Annotated in this window: 12 protein-coding genes and 1 riboswitch; of the genes, 7 read left to right on the forward strand and 5 right to left on the reverse strand. The window is 42.1% G+C overall.

Annotation, left to right across the window (positions count from 1 at the left end; all coding sequences use genetic code 11):
* Positions 1–6: 6 nt before the first annotated feature.
* Positions 7–1,212 carry a type II secretion system inner membrane protein GspF gene (gene gspF / locus E0D95_RS09295; protein ID WP_130803593.1) on the reverse strand — a complete coding sequence of 402 codons (1,206 nt, stop codon included), beginning with the start codon at positions 1,210–1,212 and terminating at the stop codon, positions 7–9.
* A 156-nt stretch (positions 1,213–1,368) separates the two neighbouring features.
* Here gspF and E0D95_RS09300 point away from each other — a divergent pair, with 156 nt between their 5' ends.
* The 5 genes from E0D95_RS09300 to E0D95_RS09320 all read left to right on the forward strand — a co-directional run bounded on the left by E0D95_RS09300 (position 1,369) and on the right by E0D95_RS09320 (position 8,005).
* Positions 1,369–3,597, forward strand: coding sequence for a primosomal protein N' (locus E0D95_RS09300; protein WP_130803594.1), 2,229 nt, complete (start codon positions 1,369–1,371; stop codon positions 3,595–3,597).
* Between the two features lie 171 nt (positions 3,598–3,768).
* A complete protein-coding gene (locus E0D95_RS09305; protein ID WP_130803595.1) occupies positions 3,769–5,622 on the forward strand; it encodes a monovalent cation:proton antiporter-2 (CPA2) family protein in 1,854 nt (617 codons plus the stop codon).
* A gap of 50 nt (positions 5,623–5,672) precedes the next feature.
* A complete protein-coding gene (locus tag E0D95_RS09310) occupies positions 5,673–6,548 on the forward strand; it encodes an Hsp33 family molecular chaperone HslO (RefSeq protein WP_130803596.1) in 876 nt (291 codons plus the stop codon).
* A 171-nt stretch (positions 6,549–6,719) separates the two neighbouring features.
* On the forward strand, positions 6,720–7,664 hold the full coding sequence (locus E0D95_RS09315) for a DnaJ C-terminal domain-containing protein (RefSeq protein WP_130803597.1): 945 nt from the start codon (positions 6,720–6,722) through the stop codon (positions 7,662–7,664).
* Positions 7,665–7,675: 11 nt separating this feature from the next.
* Entirely contained in the window at positions 7,676–8,005 is a 330-nt protein-coding gene (locus E0D95_RS09320) for a chaperone modulator CbpM (protein ID WP_130803598.1), read from the forward strand.
* 61 nt (positions 8,006–8,066) lie between these two features.
* Here the strand turns inward: E0D95_RS09320 and crcB are convergent, their stop codons facing one another.
* Together crcB and E0D95_RS09330 are read right to left on the reverse strand one after the other, a co-directional pair.
* Positions 8,067–8,447: a fluoride efflux transporter CrcB gene (gene crcB / locus E0D95_RS09325; protein WP_130803599.1), complete on the reverse strand. Its 381-nt coding sequence runs from the start codon at positions 8,445–8,447 to the stop codon at positions 8,067–8,069.
* A gap of 69 nt (positions 8,448–8,516) precedes the next feature.
* Positions 8,517–8,585, reverse strand: a riboswitch (Fluoride riboswitch).
* 48 nt (positions 8,586–8,633) lie between these two features.
* Entirely contained in the window at positions 8,634–9,857 is a 1,224-nt protein-coding gene (locus E0D95_RS09330; RefSeq protein WP_130803600.1) for a magnesium transporter CorA family protein, read from the reverse strand.
* A gap of 333 nt (positions 9,858–10,190) precedes the next feature.
* On the opposite strand from E0D95_RS09330, the gene E0D95_RS09335 reads away from it, so the two are divergent.
* The gene (locus tag E0D95_RS09335) at positions 10,191–10,406 is read left to right on the forward strand and encodes an HP1242/YdcH family protein (RefSeq protein WP_130803601.1); all 216 of its coding nucleotides are present in this window, start codon (positions 10,191–10,193) and stop codon (positions 10,404–10,406) included.
* 63 nt (positions 10,407–10,469) lie between these two features.
* Here E0D95_RS09335 and pnp read toward each other — a convergent pair whose 3' ends face one another.
* Together pnp and rpsO are read right to left on the reverse strand one after the other, a co-directional pair.
* Complete coding sequence (gene pnp / locus E0D95_RS09340; RefSeq protein WP_171478583.1) at positions 10,470–12,557, reverse strand: polyribonucleotide nucleotidyltransferase; 2,088 nt, start codon at positions 12,555–12,557, stop codon at positions 10,470–10,472.
* A gap of 281 nt (positions 12,558–12,838) precedes the next feature.
* Positions 12,839–13,108: a 30S ribosomal protein S15 gene (gene rpsO / locus E0D95_RS09345; RefSeq protein ID WP_130803603.1), complete on the reverse strand. Its 270-nt coding sequence runs from the start codon at positions 13,106–13,108 to the stop codon at positions 12,839–12,841.
* A 275-nt stretch (positions 13,109–13,383) separates the two neighbouring features.
* Here rpsO and E0D95_RS09350 point away from each other — a divergent pair, with 275 nt between their 5' ends.
* Positions 13,384–14,682: a serine hydrolase domain-containing protein gene (locus E0D95_RS09350; RefSeq protein WP_130803604.1), complete on the forward strand. Its 1,299-nt coding sequence runs from the start codon at positions 13,384–13,386 to the stop codon at positions 14,680–14,682.
* Positions 14,683–15,170 lie beyond the last annotated feature (488 nt).

Below are 15,170 nucleotides of genomic sequence, written 5' to 3' on the forward strand. Positions count from 1 at the left end.
AACTTATTAAATCATATTATTCATATTTACAATTGGCAGCATCACCGCAATCACAATCACCAGTACAATCGCCGCCATAAACACTAGCATTAACGGCTCAAGCAAAGCCAGTAAGGTTGAAATAAAGGTCGTGACTTCACGGTCTTGCATATCGGATGCGCGTTTCAACATTCGATCTAGTTCACCAGAGGCTTCACCACTACGTATCATTTGTACCATCATTGGTGGGAAATAACCACAACGCTCAAGCTGAGTTGCCAAATTGCCGCCTTCGGTGACTTTTTCAGCCGCAATATTAATTGCATCGCGAATCACCCAGTTGCTACTCACCGCAGCGCCAATTTTGAGGGCATCGACTAAAGGGACACCCGATTGCGTCAAAATAGATAAGGTACTGGCAAACCGTGCCGAGTTTATACCACGTGATAATTTACCAAATAATGGCAGTCTGAGCGTTAAACGATCAAATGCATAATGCCCTGCGGTGGTTTTTAAAAACCGAATAAACGCAATCACCGCAACCACACTGATCAGCAATAAAAAAGGCCATGCGTGACGAATGATCTCACTGGCCTTCATCAACGCAACTGTAATCCACGGTAATGCTTGTTTGCTTTGATCAAAAGTTTTGACGATATCGGGTACGACATAAGTCATCAACCCCATGACGATCGCAAATGACATCAGCATGAGAATGATGGGATAAATCATCGCGCCCTGAATTTTCTTTTGCATGGCAAAGCGGTTTTCGGTGTAATCCGAAAGCTGCTCCAAAATTAGATCCAGATGACCTGAACGCTCGCCTGCGGCAATGGTGGCAATGTATAAATCTGGAAAGCGTCCTGATTGCTGCATCGCCTGTGCCAAAGAATGACCTTCTAATACTTTGGAACGTACCGAGAGTAATAAATTTTGCACATGGGCTTTTTCACTTTGTTTGGCAACCGCGCGTAATGCTTCTTCAAGCGGAATCGCAGCCGCCACCAAGACCGAAAGTTGTCGGGTCATCAACGCGAGATCATACGCACTAAATTTTTTTTGAAACCATGCGCGTTGTTGATGTTTATGTTTTTGCTCAACAGGTTCAACGGCGATCGGTGTCCAAGTTTTATCACGTAATTGCTGGCGAATTTGTCGTGCTGAATCCCCTTCCAGCACCCCTTTTTGCTGTTTTCCCGAAGCGTCAATGGCAGTAAATTGATAGGCAGGCATGATCTTTTCTAATTTTTTCCAAAAAATAATCGGTTAGCTGTTGCATCTTTCCTACAGAATCCTTCATATTTCGGAGCATTACAGCTTTGCACACTTTAGCACAGCCCCTATCATCCGAAAACGAATCATCTTAAAAAATAGTGACGAAACAGATTTATGCCAAACATGCCGCCACCTCAAACAGAGATTTACCGCGTTCGGGTCGCGGTGCCGGTTTATCTGTATGACACATTTGACTACAGCTTAACTGCGGCACAGTATCAACAAGCTCAAGTTGGCGCACGGGTGGCCGTTCCTTTTGGTCGACAAAAACTGATCGGGATGATTACTGAAAAAATCACGCCAGATGTTCCACTCGATCCACGTTTTCAGCTCAAAGCAATTGTTGAGCTTCTCGATGATGAAGCCATTTTAGATGATCAAGTTTTAACTTTATTGACATGGTCAGCGCAGTATTATCAGTTCCCCATCGGTGAAGTGATGCAAGCCGCTTTGCCTAGTTTATTGCGACAAGGCAAACCACTGGATATCTTGGCACATATCTGGAAAATTAAGCCGTGTGAAGATGCCGAATCTAAACTCAAACGCTCACAAAAACAGTTTGAAGCCTACCAAATTTTAAAGCTACACCCTGCTGGAACCACCGAAAATATTTTAAATTTAAGTGGTGTCGAAACCGCGACTTTACGCGCTTTGGCAAAAAAAGAACTGGTGGAATGCCAGTTGGAAGCGCAAGACTTTCGTCCAACACCAGTCCAATTGGCACAAATGCCTTTAAAGCCCAATGAAGACCAGAAAAAGGCCATTGAACAAGTGTTGCATTCGCTCAATCATTATCAGGCATTTTTACTGGATGGCCTAACAGGCAGCGGTAAAACCGAAGTGTATTTACACATCATGCATGAGGTGTTGAAACAAGGCAAACAAGTACTGGTGTTAGTGCCTGAAATTGGACTCACGCCACAAACCATTTCCCGATTTAAATCCCGCTTTCATTGTGATGTTGCGTTGATGCATTCTGGCTTAAATGACTCGAAACGTCTGCAAGCATGGCAACAAGCCAAAATGGGCAAAGCCTCGATTATTTTAGGCACGCGCTCTGCCATTTATACGCCTTTGCACAATCTTGGCTTGATCATTCTGGATGAAGAACACGATATTTCCTATAAACAGCAGGAAGGCTTTCGTTATCATGCGCGCGATGTTGCGCTATATCGGGGACATCTGGCACATTGCCCAGTGATTTTAGGCTCTGCCACACCGAGCATTGACAGTTATCATCTGGTCGAGCAAGAAAAATTAAAACTACTCCAGTTGAATCAACGTGCAGGAGTGGCACTGATGCCCAAAATGCATGTGATCGATTTAAAAGTTGCCAAGAAAAAGCATGGTTTAAGCCAACAACTGATTGAACATATTCAAAAGACACTGGATAAAAAAGAACAGGTTCTGATTTTTCTGAATCGGCGTGGCTATGCGCCTGTCTTGGTCTGTGAAAGCTGTGGCTGGCAAGCCAATTGTCCGCATTGTGATGCGCATTTTACCCTGCATACTCAACCTTACGCCTATCTGCACTGTCATCACTGCGGAACGATTCAACGCGTACCTGATCAATGCCCTGAATGTCAGCATACCACGTTAAAAACGCTGGGCATGGGAACGGCTAAGGTCGAAGAACATCTGAATGAATTATTTCCAGATCATGATGTGATTCGGGTCGATCGTGACAGTACCAGTCGAGTGGGAAGCTGGCAAAAAATTTATGATCGAATTCAACAAAATAAGCCCGTGATCTTACTGGGTACACAAATGCTGGCCAAAGGTCATCATTTTCCTTATGTCACTCTAGTTGCAATTTTAGATATCGATGCAGGTTTACTCTCGGTTGATGTCCGTGCGCCTGAACGCACAGCACAATTGATTGTACAGGTATCTGGTCGTGCAGGTCGCGGTGAACATAAGGGTGAAGTGTATTTACAAACCTTAAGACCCGATCATCCGATGCTTACAACCTTGATCGAAAAGGATTATCGTGCTGTTGCCAAGCATATGCTACATGAGCGCAAAACTGCGTTATTGCCCCCTTATCGTTATGCGGTATTGATTCGTGCAGATTCTAAAAATCGTGACTATAGCCAACAATTTTTAGCGGACATTGCTGCACAGCTACAAGCGCTTGCACAAGATATTATTGAGATTTGGGGGCCAATCCCTGCGCCGATGGAACGCAAAGCAGGACGTTATCGCGCACATATGGTGATCTTGTCGCCAGATCGCGCACGGATGCATTTCTTTTTACGGCAATGGTGGGCGCAAGTGGTGCATTTACCCAAACAGCATCAACTACGTCTATCGATTGATGTTGATCCACAAGAATTTAACTAAAACGCTCATGATCTTAGCTCTGCCATCTTTAAAATGATGCTTATACTAAAGTTATTGGTGAAGTCCTTTTTATTTCTCCCTTATACAGAAAAATAAAAAAGGGCTAAAAAGTGATGAAACAAATCTACTGCTGAAAAAAACCAATCAGCATCTCAACGATTAGGGCCATACATGTCGTTATTACTGCAAATTACCATTTTTTTAGGCGCAGCTTTACTCTTGGTGCCATTGGGTAAACGCTTTGGGATCGCGACCGTCTTGGGTTATCTGTTTACAGGAATCTTACTCGGGCCTAGCGTTTTAAATATCGCCAGTGATGCCAATGCCATTATGCATCTGGCCGATTTTGGCGTGATTTTGCTGATGTTTATTATCGGTCTGGAACTACGCCCACAACGATTGTGGGAACTGCGACATTCGATTTTTGTCATGGGCAGTTTGCAAGTGGTGATCACAGGTGTGGTCTTGATGGCGATCATTGTCATGCTGTTTAAGCAAAATCTAGCCAGTAGTTTTATTATTGGTTTTGCGCTGGCGCTGTCTTCAACTGCTTTTGTATTACAGTTACTCAGTGAAAAACAACAACTCAACACCACCTATGGGCAATCTTCTTTTTCTATTCTGTTATTTCAGGATATTGCCGCTATTCCATTATTAGCCATGATTCCACTTTTGGCAGGTAGCCAGACCACACATCATGGTATTGCTTATTTCGCTGCAATTATTGCGACCTTTACAGGTTTGTTTTTATTTAGCCGTTATGTGTTGCGTTACTTTTTCCGTTTCGTGGCCAACAGTGGTGCCAAAGAACTCATTACCGCAGTCGGTTTATTTATTGTGTTGGCCGTGGTGTTACTGATGGATTTGCTTGGTATTAGCACCACACTGGGCGCTTTTTTAACAGGTGTATTACTGGCTGATTCTGAATTTCGGCATGAGCTTGAAGCCAGTATCGCGCCGTTTAAGGGCTTACTGCTCGGTTTATTTTTTATGACCGTGGGGATGACCACCCAGATTTCGCTTTTTGTCGATATGCCGTGGCTCATCATAGGTGGTGCGATCAGTCTGATGCTGATCAAACTCATGGTTTTAATGGGAATTGCACGATTTAATCAATTCAGTTGGAAAAATAGCCTGCTGATGGGAACCTGTCTGGCGCAAGGCGGTGAATTTGCGTTTGTGGTGCTGAGTGCCGCCAAGAGTGAAAAGTTACTTTCTCAGGCTTTGCTTGAACCATTAACCTTGATTGTGACCTTATCGATGATGCTAACGCCTGTTTTATATTGGCTGATCGCATCCAAAATTGCTCCCCTTATTTTTAAAGATAAAGCACCTGAGTATGATGATATTCCAGCGAATGATCATCCAATTATCATTGCAGGGTTTGGTCGTTTTGGACAGATTATTGCGCGAATTGCACGATTGCATCATTTTAGCTTTACGGCGATTGACAATAATATGCAACGCATTGATTTCGTTAGACGCTACGGCGGAACCTTGTATTATGGCGATGTCACACAGCCAGACATCTTACGTGCCGCAGGCATTGAAAAAGCCAAAATTTTTGTTTTGGCGATCGATGATGTGGAGGATAATATGAATGTCGCGCGACATATTCGCCTGAATTATCCCGAACTGAAACTGTTTGTACGCGCCCGAGATCGCCATCATGTACATTTGCTGCGTGATCTGGGCATCGAATATATCTGGCGTGAAACCTATTTATCATCACTGGGTATGGCTTATCGAGTGCTATGTGATCTGGGCGTTTCTGCACAGCAAGCCTATGACAATATCGAAACCTTTCGTGATTATGATGAAAACTTGCTGACACGCCAGCAAAGCATTTATACCGATGAACAAAAAATTGTAGAAACGCATCGCAATATGCTAGCGGAACTTGAACATTTATTTGAAAGTGATGAAAGAAATCAGCCCATGAGTTCGGGTGTCAATTTACAACGTGGTTTAGAAAACGATACACAAAATCATCGTATTAATGTGACACAGGATGATCGTGATTGACTTGTGTTTTACAATAAAGACACCATTAAGACAGGGTTATGGAGAAAAATATGTCTGATCTACGCCAACGCTTTTATATCGAGGACTGCCCTGTTCGTGGAGAAGTGGTTCATCTTGAAGAAGCCCTGCAAACTATTTTAGCGCAACGCGATTATATGCCTGCGGTTAAAGCACTGTTGGGGGAAATGCTGAGTGCGACGGCATTATTGGCCAGTACCCTAAAAATTAAAGGCCGTATTAGCTTACAGATTCAGGCGTCTGGCACTTTAAAATGGGCGATGGCGGAATGTAATCATTTGGGTGAAGTTCGTGCCTTGGCAGACTATGAACAAGATCCACACTTTATGCAGGGAACAGATAGCAGTGTTGTATTGAGTCATCTGCAAAATCCAATTTTATTTATTAATATTGAACCTGAATTTGGTGATCGCTATCAGGGTATTGTGCCGCTTGATCAACCAACATTGGCAGGGTGTTTGATGCAATACTATGATTTGTCTGCACAGATTCCAACACGTATTGTATTAGCGACGACGGCTAAGCGTTCGGGTGGCTTACTGATTCAATTGCTTCCACGCAACAATGAAGAAGAGCAACAACTGATTGATGAAGACATCTGGCCGCGTTTAACCATGCTCACCGAAACGCTTAAAACGGATGAGTTAACTGAACTTTCAGCCAATGAAATTTTGTATCGTTTATACAATGAAGAGCAAGTTCGTTTACCTGAAATTGAACAGCTTAAGTTTGGCTGTACGTGTTCCAGAGAACGTTGTGAAGACGCCCTAAAACAAATTGGGGTGGACGCTGTTCGTGAAACACTGATTGAGCAAGACCCAATTCGAATGGATTGTCAGTTCTGTAACACGCAATATGTATTTACCGCAGAGCAAGCCTTGGGTTTATTTGGTGAGCATTTAAGTTAAATACTTGCCTTTAAAAGCCAGATTAAAGCCTCCAATGCCCTCGCTTTGGAGGCTTTTTTTATCGCTGGCATTTTCTAAAAATCAACATATTGTCATGCGAACCATCTTGTAATCACTTGTTTCACCACCATAATAAAAGAATAAATAACACCCAATTTTAAAAGAGCTTATATGGCAAAAAACTATTATGAAGAACTTGGGGTTTCACGCAATGCAACTCCAGATGAAATTAAAAAAAGCTACCGTAAACTTGCGCGCAAATATCATCCTGATGTCAGTAAAGAAGCTGACTCAGAAGCAAAAATGCAAGCCATTAATGTCGCCTATGACACTTTAAGCAATCCTGAAAAAAAAGCGGAATATGATCAAATGCTAGATCATCCTCAAGGCTTTGCTGGATTTGGTCAAGGGAGTCAGGGTGCATCTGGTGGTTTTGATGGCGCACAATTTTACCGTCAAGGTAATACGTCTGATTTTCAAGGCTTTGAAGATCTATTTGGTCGTTTTGGTTCAGGTTTTGGGGGTGGTGATTATCACTATCAACGTCAAAATCGAAGCTATCGTGGTGAAGACCAACATGCCAGCATCGAAGTGGATGTCGAGATTGCCTATCATGGCAGTACTCAAAATATCACGCTGCAAATTCCAACAGTCAATGCTTATGGCGAGCCTGAAGTTCAACGCAAAACCTTGCAGGTAAAAATTCCAAAAGGTATGAAGGAAGGTCAGCAAATCCGTTTAAGTGGTCAAGGTCAAAGTGGCATTAATGGCGGTGAAAATGGCGATCTTTATATTGAAATTCAGTATAAAGACACCGATCGATTGCGCGTTGATGGTGTAGATGTCTATGCAACAATTGATGTTGCACCTTGGGAGGCGGCACTTGGGCAAAAGGTAGAAGTCACAACACCTGCTGGAACACTAGGTGTGACTTTGCCGAAAAATGCCAAAACAGGTCAACAACTACGCCTAAAAGATAAAGGCATTCCCAATAAAACGCCGGGCAATTTGTATCTGGTCTTGAATATCGTCTTGCCTCCAGCAACGACCGAACAACAACAACAGGCCTATGAAAGCTTTGCTCAAGCCTTCTCATCCTTTACACCGCGTTCATAAGGAGCTGAATGATGCCCTCTATTCATTATCGTGAAATCGTCTGTAACGGATTGAACGAAGCAGAAATTATTGATGAACAATGTACCTTTGATTTGACTCATTTTGCACAAGTCAGTGGTCAAAGCCCAGAATGGATTTTGCAACTGATTGAATACGATATTATATCCAGCTCAGGTCAGTCACAGCAGCCACTTTTTTCGGGTATCGATCTCATTCGTGCCAGACGTGCTTATCGTTTACAACGCGATTTTGATGCCAGTCTTTCTGCGGTCGCAGTCATGCTGGATCTAATTGATGAAGTACAACTATTACGTCGGCAACTCCGCTCAAGTCAATCCTAACTTTCATATTCGCGATAACTTCATTATCGCGAATTTTCTTTTATGGATTGAATACCTGTATTTAATGCTGTGCAATCCATTGATAAGACAATAGACCTAAAATGGTACAGATGAGCGAACCCAACAAATGAATACAAATCAGAAAAATCGCGACTGAAAATTTTTGCTGTTGTAATAGGCCGACCACTTCTGCCGAAAATGTCGAAAATGTGGTGAGTGCGCCACAAAAGCCCGTAATGATAAATAATTTATAGTTTGGACTGAGATTGGTATTGGCAAAAAATGCAATCGCGAAACCAATGATAAAACCGCCAATCAGATTGGCCAGTAATGTCCCAAGTGGAACATTTTCAAAAGTCGCATTAAATTTTAGGCCCAAAAACCAACGTGACCATGCACCGAATATAGAACCTAAAGCAATAGAAAGAAGGGAATAATACATCGCACATGCTCCAAAAATCATTTTTATTCAACAGAGCACGTACACCTACGCCCCCTGTTTTTAAAATTAGGGTACGTAGGCATCATTAGCCATTAGTTGGCGGTTTGTTGCAGGAGGAATGCCATCTCCTGTGGCTCTAGTCTAACCGAGTAAAATTTAAATGTGAAGCTGAACAGCCATGAGGTTTTATTTCAGTTTAGTCATCTTTTCTACCTCTTTAAGCGTTTGCTTTAAAGGCTCATAATCCAAAAACCAAAATAAATTCACATTATGCTGACGTTTTTGCTGCGCCAGCATTTCAATTACACTCTTTTCACCACGCCCTACCAGATGTTGTCGGTAAAAATAATACAGTAATAACACTGTACACAGCAGCATGACAGCCAGCATCATCCAGAAACCCAGAGGAGATTTTAAACCGGGAATAAATTCAAAATTCATCCCGTAAACGCCAGTAAGTAAAGTTAAGGGCGCAAATACAGCTGTGATAATCGCCAAAATCCGCATGTTCTCATTGGTTTGATTGGCAATCGCGTTAAAGTGTAAATCAATCGCGGATTGAATCGCCATGCGTAAGCGTGAGGTATGTTTTTGGGTGCGTTCTAAATGGCTGACCAAATCATTCATTCTGACCAACAATAAATCGGGGGATTCGGTGGCTTGCTCTCCCATCAAATGATGATAGTTTTCGACCAATTCATCACGCAATTCTTGTAAGGTTTCAATCTGCTCCTCACATAAGTTTTCGACTTGCTGAAATGCCATATTTTCCTGAAACAGTTGCGGCCACTGATTAAAACGCTTCCGACCTTGTAACAACTCTCGTTGCCAGTGTTCAACCCGACGAGTAAGCGGTGTTCGTAGTGCCAGATACCCATCAATAATGGTGTTGAGCAATCTTAAAGCCAGATCAATGGGACTCATGGGCAGTTTTCGGGGTTTATTTTGTTCTTGCATACTGCGCTGTAAGATATTTTGAAAACGTTGCACGTAGTTATCAATGGCTTTGTTGCCATGTTCGCGAACGCTCACCAAAATATGCTGACTCACGATAAAACTGATCGGGGTGGTGGCTAATCCAAACAAGCTTTCATGCTGTTCACCATTAGAGTTATTATTTTCAATATGATCGTCTGGAGTAATAATTTTTCTAAAAATTAGAACATCGTAGTCTTCCATGGTGTCAAAATCACACGGATGTTCGATATTTAAAATATCACGAATATGAAATTCATTAATGCTTAAACCCGTGACTTGTTTAATTTGTTTTTGCCACTGATCTGCATGATTCACCACATCTTCGCGCACACTGTCGACCCACTGAAACACCAATGGATGCTCAGATTGAGGTTCATGACTTAAAAAAATATACTGTTCTGTCGTGTGCTGATAAAAATAGTAAATCTGCATAACACCATCTCTTCATTTCTCATGGTATTTTTAGCATAAATAATCAAATAAAAACTTAATCGGCTGGTAATTTAGACGACAACAATATGCACATGAACAGGATTTTTCTCAATCTTATAAAACAATTCGGAACTTTTTAATTTGATGATGAGCCTAAACCCCGCTATAAAATCGCTTGACCAAACATAACTGGCATATTTTAACATAAAGGCATACTATTTTTAAGGATTAATCATGTATGCTCAGATCATGCTTTTACAACCCGATTAGTCGTCGTTTCAAGCATACTGATGATATCAAGATAACTTTAAACATGTCATAAAAGGTGAGTATATGTTTCCAGAGTACCGTAGTCTCATTAGTCAGTTAAAACAAGAGGATGCTCATTTTTCTAAAGTCTTTGAAGAACACAATGCACTAGACCATGAAATTATTCGTTTAGAGCAAAACCCTGTCACCAGTGGTTTAGACGAAATTGAGGATTTAAAACGCCAAAAATTAAAACTCAAAGATGAGCTCTATAAAATGCTGAAACAAGCAGATCAATAGTCGATTATTCTTCAATAAAAAAATCCGCCGAGGCGGATTTTTTTATACTTTACAAAACCTTATTTAAGCTTGTGCAATGTCTTTCATGGTCAATTTAATACGACCACGATTGTCGACATCCGCGACTTGAACTTTGACTTCCTGACCTTCTTTCAATACGTCAGTCACGTTAGCAACGCGCTCATTTGAAATTTGAGAGATATGAAGCAAGCCATCTGTACCCGGCATAATGTTGACAAACGCACCGAATTCAACGATACGAATCACTTTACCGTCATAGATTTTACCCGGCTCAACTTCAGCAGTCAGTGCTTGAATCTTGGCAATCGCAGCACGTGCAGCCGCTTTAGATTCACCAAACACGCGTACCGTACCGTTGTCTTCGATATCAATTGCCGCTTTGGTTTCTTCTGTAATTTGACGGATGGTCGCACCACCTTTACCAATCACATCACGGATCTTGTCTGGATTGATGGTAATGACTTCAAATGTTGGCGCGAACATTGAAATTTCTGGACGGGCACGAGAAATCACTTTGTTCATTTCATTCAGAATATGCATACGACCTGCATAAGCCTGATTCAATGCAACTTCCATGATCTCTTCGGTAATCCCTTCGATCTTGATGTCCATTTGTAGCGCAGTAATACCATTGGCAGAACCTGCTACTTTAAAGTCCATGTCGCCCAAGTGATCTTCATCACCCAAGATGTCTGAAAGTACAGCAAAACGCTCATCTTCTTTGACTAGACCCATTGCGATACCCGCAACAGGTGCTTTAAGTGGAACACCAGCATCCATAAGAGATAATGAAGCACCACAAACCGAAGCCATTGAAGATGAACCATTTGATTCAGTAATGTCAGATACAATACGGATCACATACGGGAAGCGATCTGCTGCTGGCAATACGGCCTGTACACCACGACGTGCCAAACGACCATGACCAATTTCGCGACGTTTTGGCCCTGATTCACGACCTGTTTCACCCACTGAGTAAGCAGGGAAATTGTAGTGCAACATAAAGTTGTCAGTTTTAGTCCCTGCAAGCGTATCCACCATGAGGGCATCACGGGTATTACCCAAAGTGGTGGTGACCAACGCCTGAGTTTCACCACGTGTAAACAGTGCTGAACCATGCGCACGCTCTAATACACCGACTTGTACATCAAGTGCACGAACGGTTTTGGTATCACGGCCATCAATACGTGGTTTACCTGACAAAATATTGTCACGTACCGTACGGTATTTCAGATCTTCAAACAATTCGTTCAAGTCGTCTGCAATACCAGTTTCATCATTTTCAGGAACAAACTGTGCAACTGCTTCAGCTTGTAAAGCATCAAGTGCAGCATAACGCTCATGCTTCACTGCAATGGTATATGCTTCAGAAATCTTCGCTTCAAAAGTTTCTTTTAGTTTGGCACGAAGTTCTTCATTTTTCGCTGGCGCAGTCCAAGTTGACTCTGTTGCACCCGCAGCCGCAGCAAATTCTTTAATCGCTTGGATGGCAATTTGCATTTCGTCATGACCGAAAAGCACCGCACCCAACATTTGGTCTTCTGAAAGCTCTTTTGCTTCAGATTCAACCATAAGTACCGCAGACTCTGTACCTGCAACCACAAGGTCAAGATCTGATTGAGCCAATTGCTCTAAGTTCGGGTTAAGAACATATTCACCATTAATTAAACCAACACGCGCACTACCAATTGGACCACGGAACGGGGTACCAGCAATTGCTAATGCAGCCGAAGTTCCCAACATTGCAGCGATGTCAGCTTCCATGGTTTTATCAGAAGAAACGACCGTTGCAGTGACTTGAATCTCGTTGTAATAACCTTCTGGGAACAAAGGACGAATCGGACGGTCAATCAAACGCGAAATGAGGGTTTCTGCTTCTGATGCACGACCTTCACGTTTACCATAACCACCAGGAATACGACCTGCTGCATATTGCTTTTCTTGATAGTTCACGGTGAGTGGGAAAAAGTCTTGCCCTGCTTTGGCAGTAGGTTGTGCAACCACTGCAACCAGAACAGTCACACCGCCCATAGTAATGAGGACAGTATTGGCTTGACGAGCCACACGACCCGTTTCTAAAACGACTTGATGTTGACCATATTGAAATTCTTTACGAATCACATTAAACATTGACATGTATTATATTTTCCTAGTTCTATTTGACGAGTCAGTCTAGTGGAGACCCCTAAGGTTTGGCATTCAAACCATTGCAATCACAGGATTTTCAGCAATGATCAATGACAAAGCTTAGAAGCCGACCTCACTAGCGTATAAACACAAAGAAGGAGCGAACATTCGCCCCTTCCAGATTCACTTAATGCCCCGCACTAAGCGATACTCTTTTTTCAGTACAGTTTTCAGCATGGAAACACACTGTCATATACAATACCGAAAAGAAAGCATAAATCGAATTAACGACGTAAGCCTAATTCGTTGATTAGACTTAAATAACGACCGTGGTCTTTACCATTTAAGTAATCAAGTAATTTACGACGTTGGTTAACCATACGGATAAGACCGCGACGGCTATGGTGGTCGTGTTTGTGCTCTTTAAAGTGACCTTGCAAATCATTGATTTGAGCACTTAAAAGCGCAACTTGTACTTCTGGTGAACCAGTGTCGTTTTCAGCACGAGCAAATTTAGCGATGATCTCTGCGCGATCTGCGTTTGTTAAAGCCATTCGATTTCTCCGAGATGCTTAAATAAAGTGAATTGATACGAATCAGGCGACTTATAGCAATAACTTAAGCCCACTGACTGCCGTGCATCACTACAGCAGTCCGCTATTTTAAAGGATTCAGACGATATTGACAATTCTTAAATGGATTTGCTCAACATTTAGACCTTTTTATCTGACATTTTTTTATAAATGGTGCTGTCATTTTGGACACTGACAACTGCCTATAAATTATGCAAACTCTCTGATGTAAATAAAAAAAATAGTGAATGGAAACCGTGAAATTATTATCAACCAATACTTGCTTTGTGCCCAAGGATTTAAATTCAGTGATGCGTCGTCAGGATGAAGTCGAAGCTGAACAAGGCGGCATGACCCAGCAACAATTGCAAAAAATCTGGCACAGTGTCGAAACTACTTATAAAACAGGCAATTACCCACTCATCACTTTTTGTCTGCGGCGTAAAGGTAAAATTTTGCTGAATCGTAGTCTGGGGTATCGTTGTGGAAATTCGACACAGGGCTTACAGCCCAATGCCCAAGTGGGTACACCAGATACGCCTATTTGTTTATTTTCAGCCTCTAAAATGGTCACTGCGATGCTGATTCATATGCTGGATGAACAAGGCGTTATTAACCTGCTTGACCCAATTAGTTATTATATTCCTGAATATGCTACGCATGGCAAACGACGCACCACAATCTTTCATTTGTTGTCACATCGAGGTGGAATTCCTAAAATTGAAGGTGAAGTCACTCCCGAATTATTGTTTGATAAAGATGAAATTTTAAAGCGTTTGTATACGTCTAAACCTGTTTCTGCCTCTGGCTCACGGCTGGCTTATCATGCCGTGACCGCAGGTTATATTTTGGGTGAACTGATCGAACGTGTCACTGGTCAGGACTTGCGCCAATTTCTACACCAAACCATCGAAAAACCGATGGATATGCCCTATTTTAATTATGGTTTAGCACCCAATTATCGTGATCAGGTTGCCATGAATTATCCAACAGGCCTGCATCCACGCTTGGGAACCGATCATTATTTAAATCATGTGCTGGGAGGTGGCTTACAACTCGCGGTTGATGTGACCAACGACAACCGATTTATGGACACCATCTGCCCCGCAGGGAATATTTATACCAGTGCTGAACAAGCTGGACGTTTTTTTGAGATGCTCTTGAGTGGTGGGCGATATCAAGGTAAACAAATCATGACCAGTCGTACTGTGTTTCGCTCGACCCTACCCACTTCGGCAACCACGCTTGATCGCACCCTGCTTGCTCCGATGCGTTATGCGCTAGGACCAATGCTCGGCAGCAATCCTGTGGGTTTATTTGGACCAAACACAGGACAGGCATTTGGTCATATTGGATTCTCGAATATTTTATGTTGGGCAGATCCTGAACGTGATATTAGTGTGTCCTTTTTGACCACCGGAAAATCAGTGATTGGTACACATCTTCCAGCATTAGCCAATATGCTGTACCAAATTTCCAGTCAATGTCCACGCATTCCTAAAGAAGCCCGTCGCTCTTTATTTGGGTCAGATCAGACTGAAAACGAGATGGTGTAGGCAAAAAGAAGCCCAAGCTGAACTTGGGCTCTTTTGCGCTGTATTTTTATTTTGGTCAGTTTATTGTTTTATTTTATTGTTGTAGGAGGATTTTTTCTCATCCTCATGCATTATTGATGAACAGCTGATTCAATAATGTTTCCCCTACATTTGCCATTCTGCCACAACTCATTATGAAGAAAAGTGGTAGTTTTCGTATCAAAGTGTAAGTAAAAACTTACACTACTACAATTTTTTGATATTTAAGCATTTTTAAAGCTTTATTTTTTACTTTTGATTCAAATTTATACAAAAACATAATCTTTAGCACATAAAAAAGCCCTGTAGTCTCTCCCAAAACTACAAGGCTTAGCGGCTGTAAATTTCCTCTTATGACTTACTTCACTGTAAGCTCGCTATCTTTCGACTTTATCGTTATTGTTTTGCGATTTTCTCAGCATTCCTTGCTGAGCTTTTGTGCAAAACTATAATCTCAAAAAAATGCATGA

Source organism: Acinetobacter ihumii (assembly GCF_900625095.1).
Classification (GTDB): domain Bacteria; phylum Pseudomonadota; class Gammaproteobacteria; order Pseudomonadales; family Moraxellaceae; genus Acinetobacter; species Acinetobacter ihumii.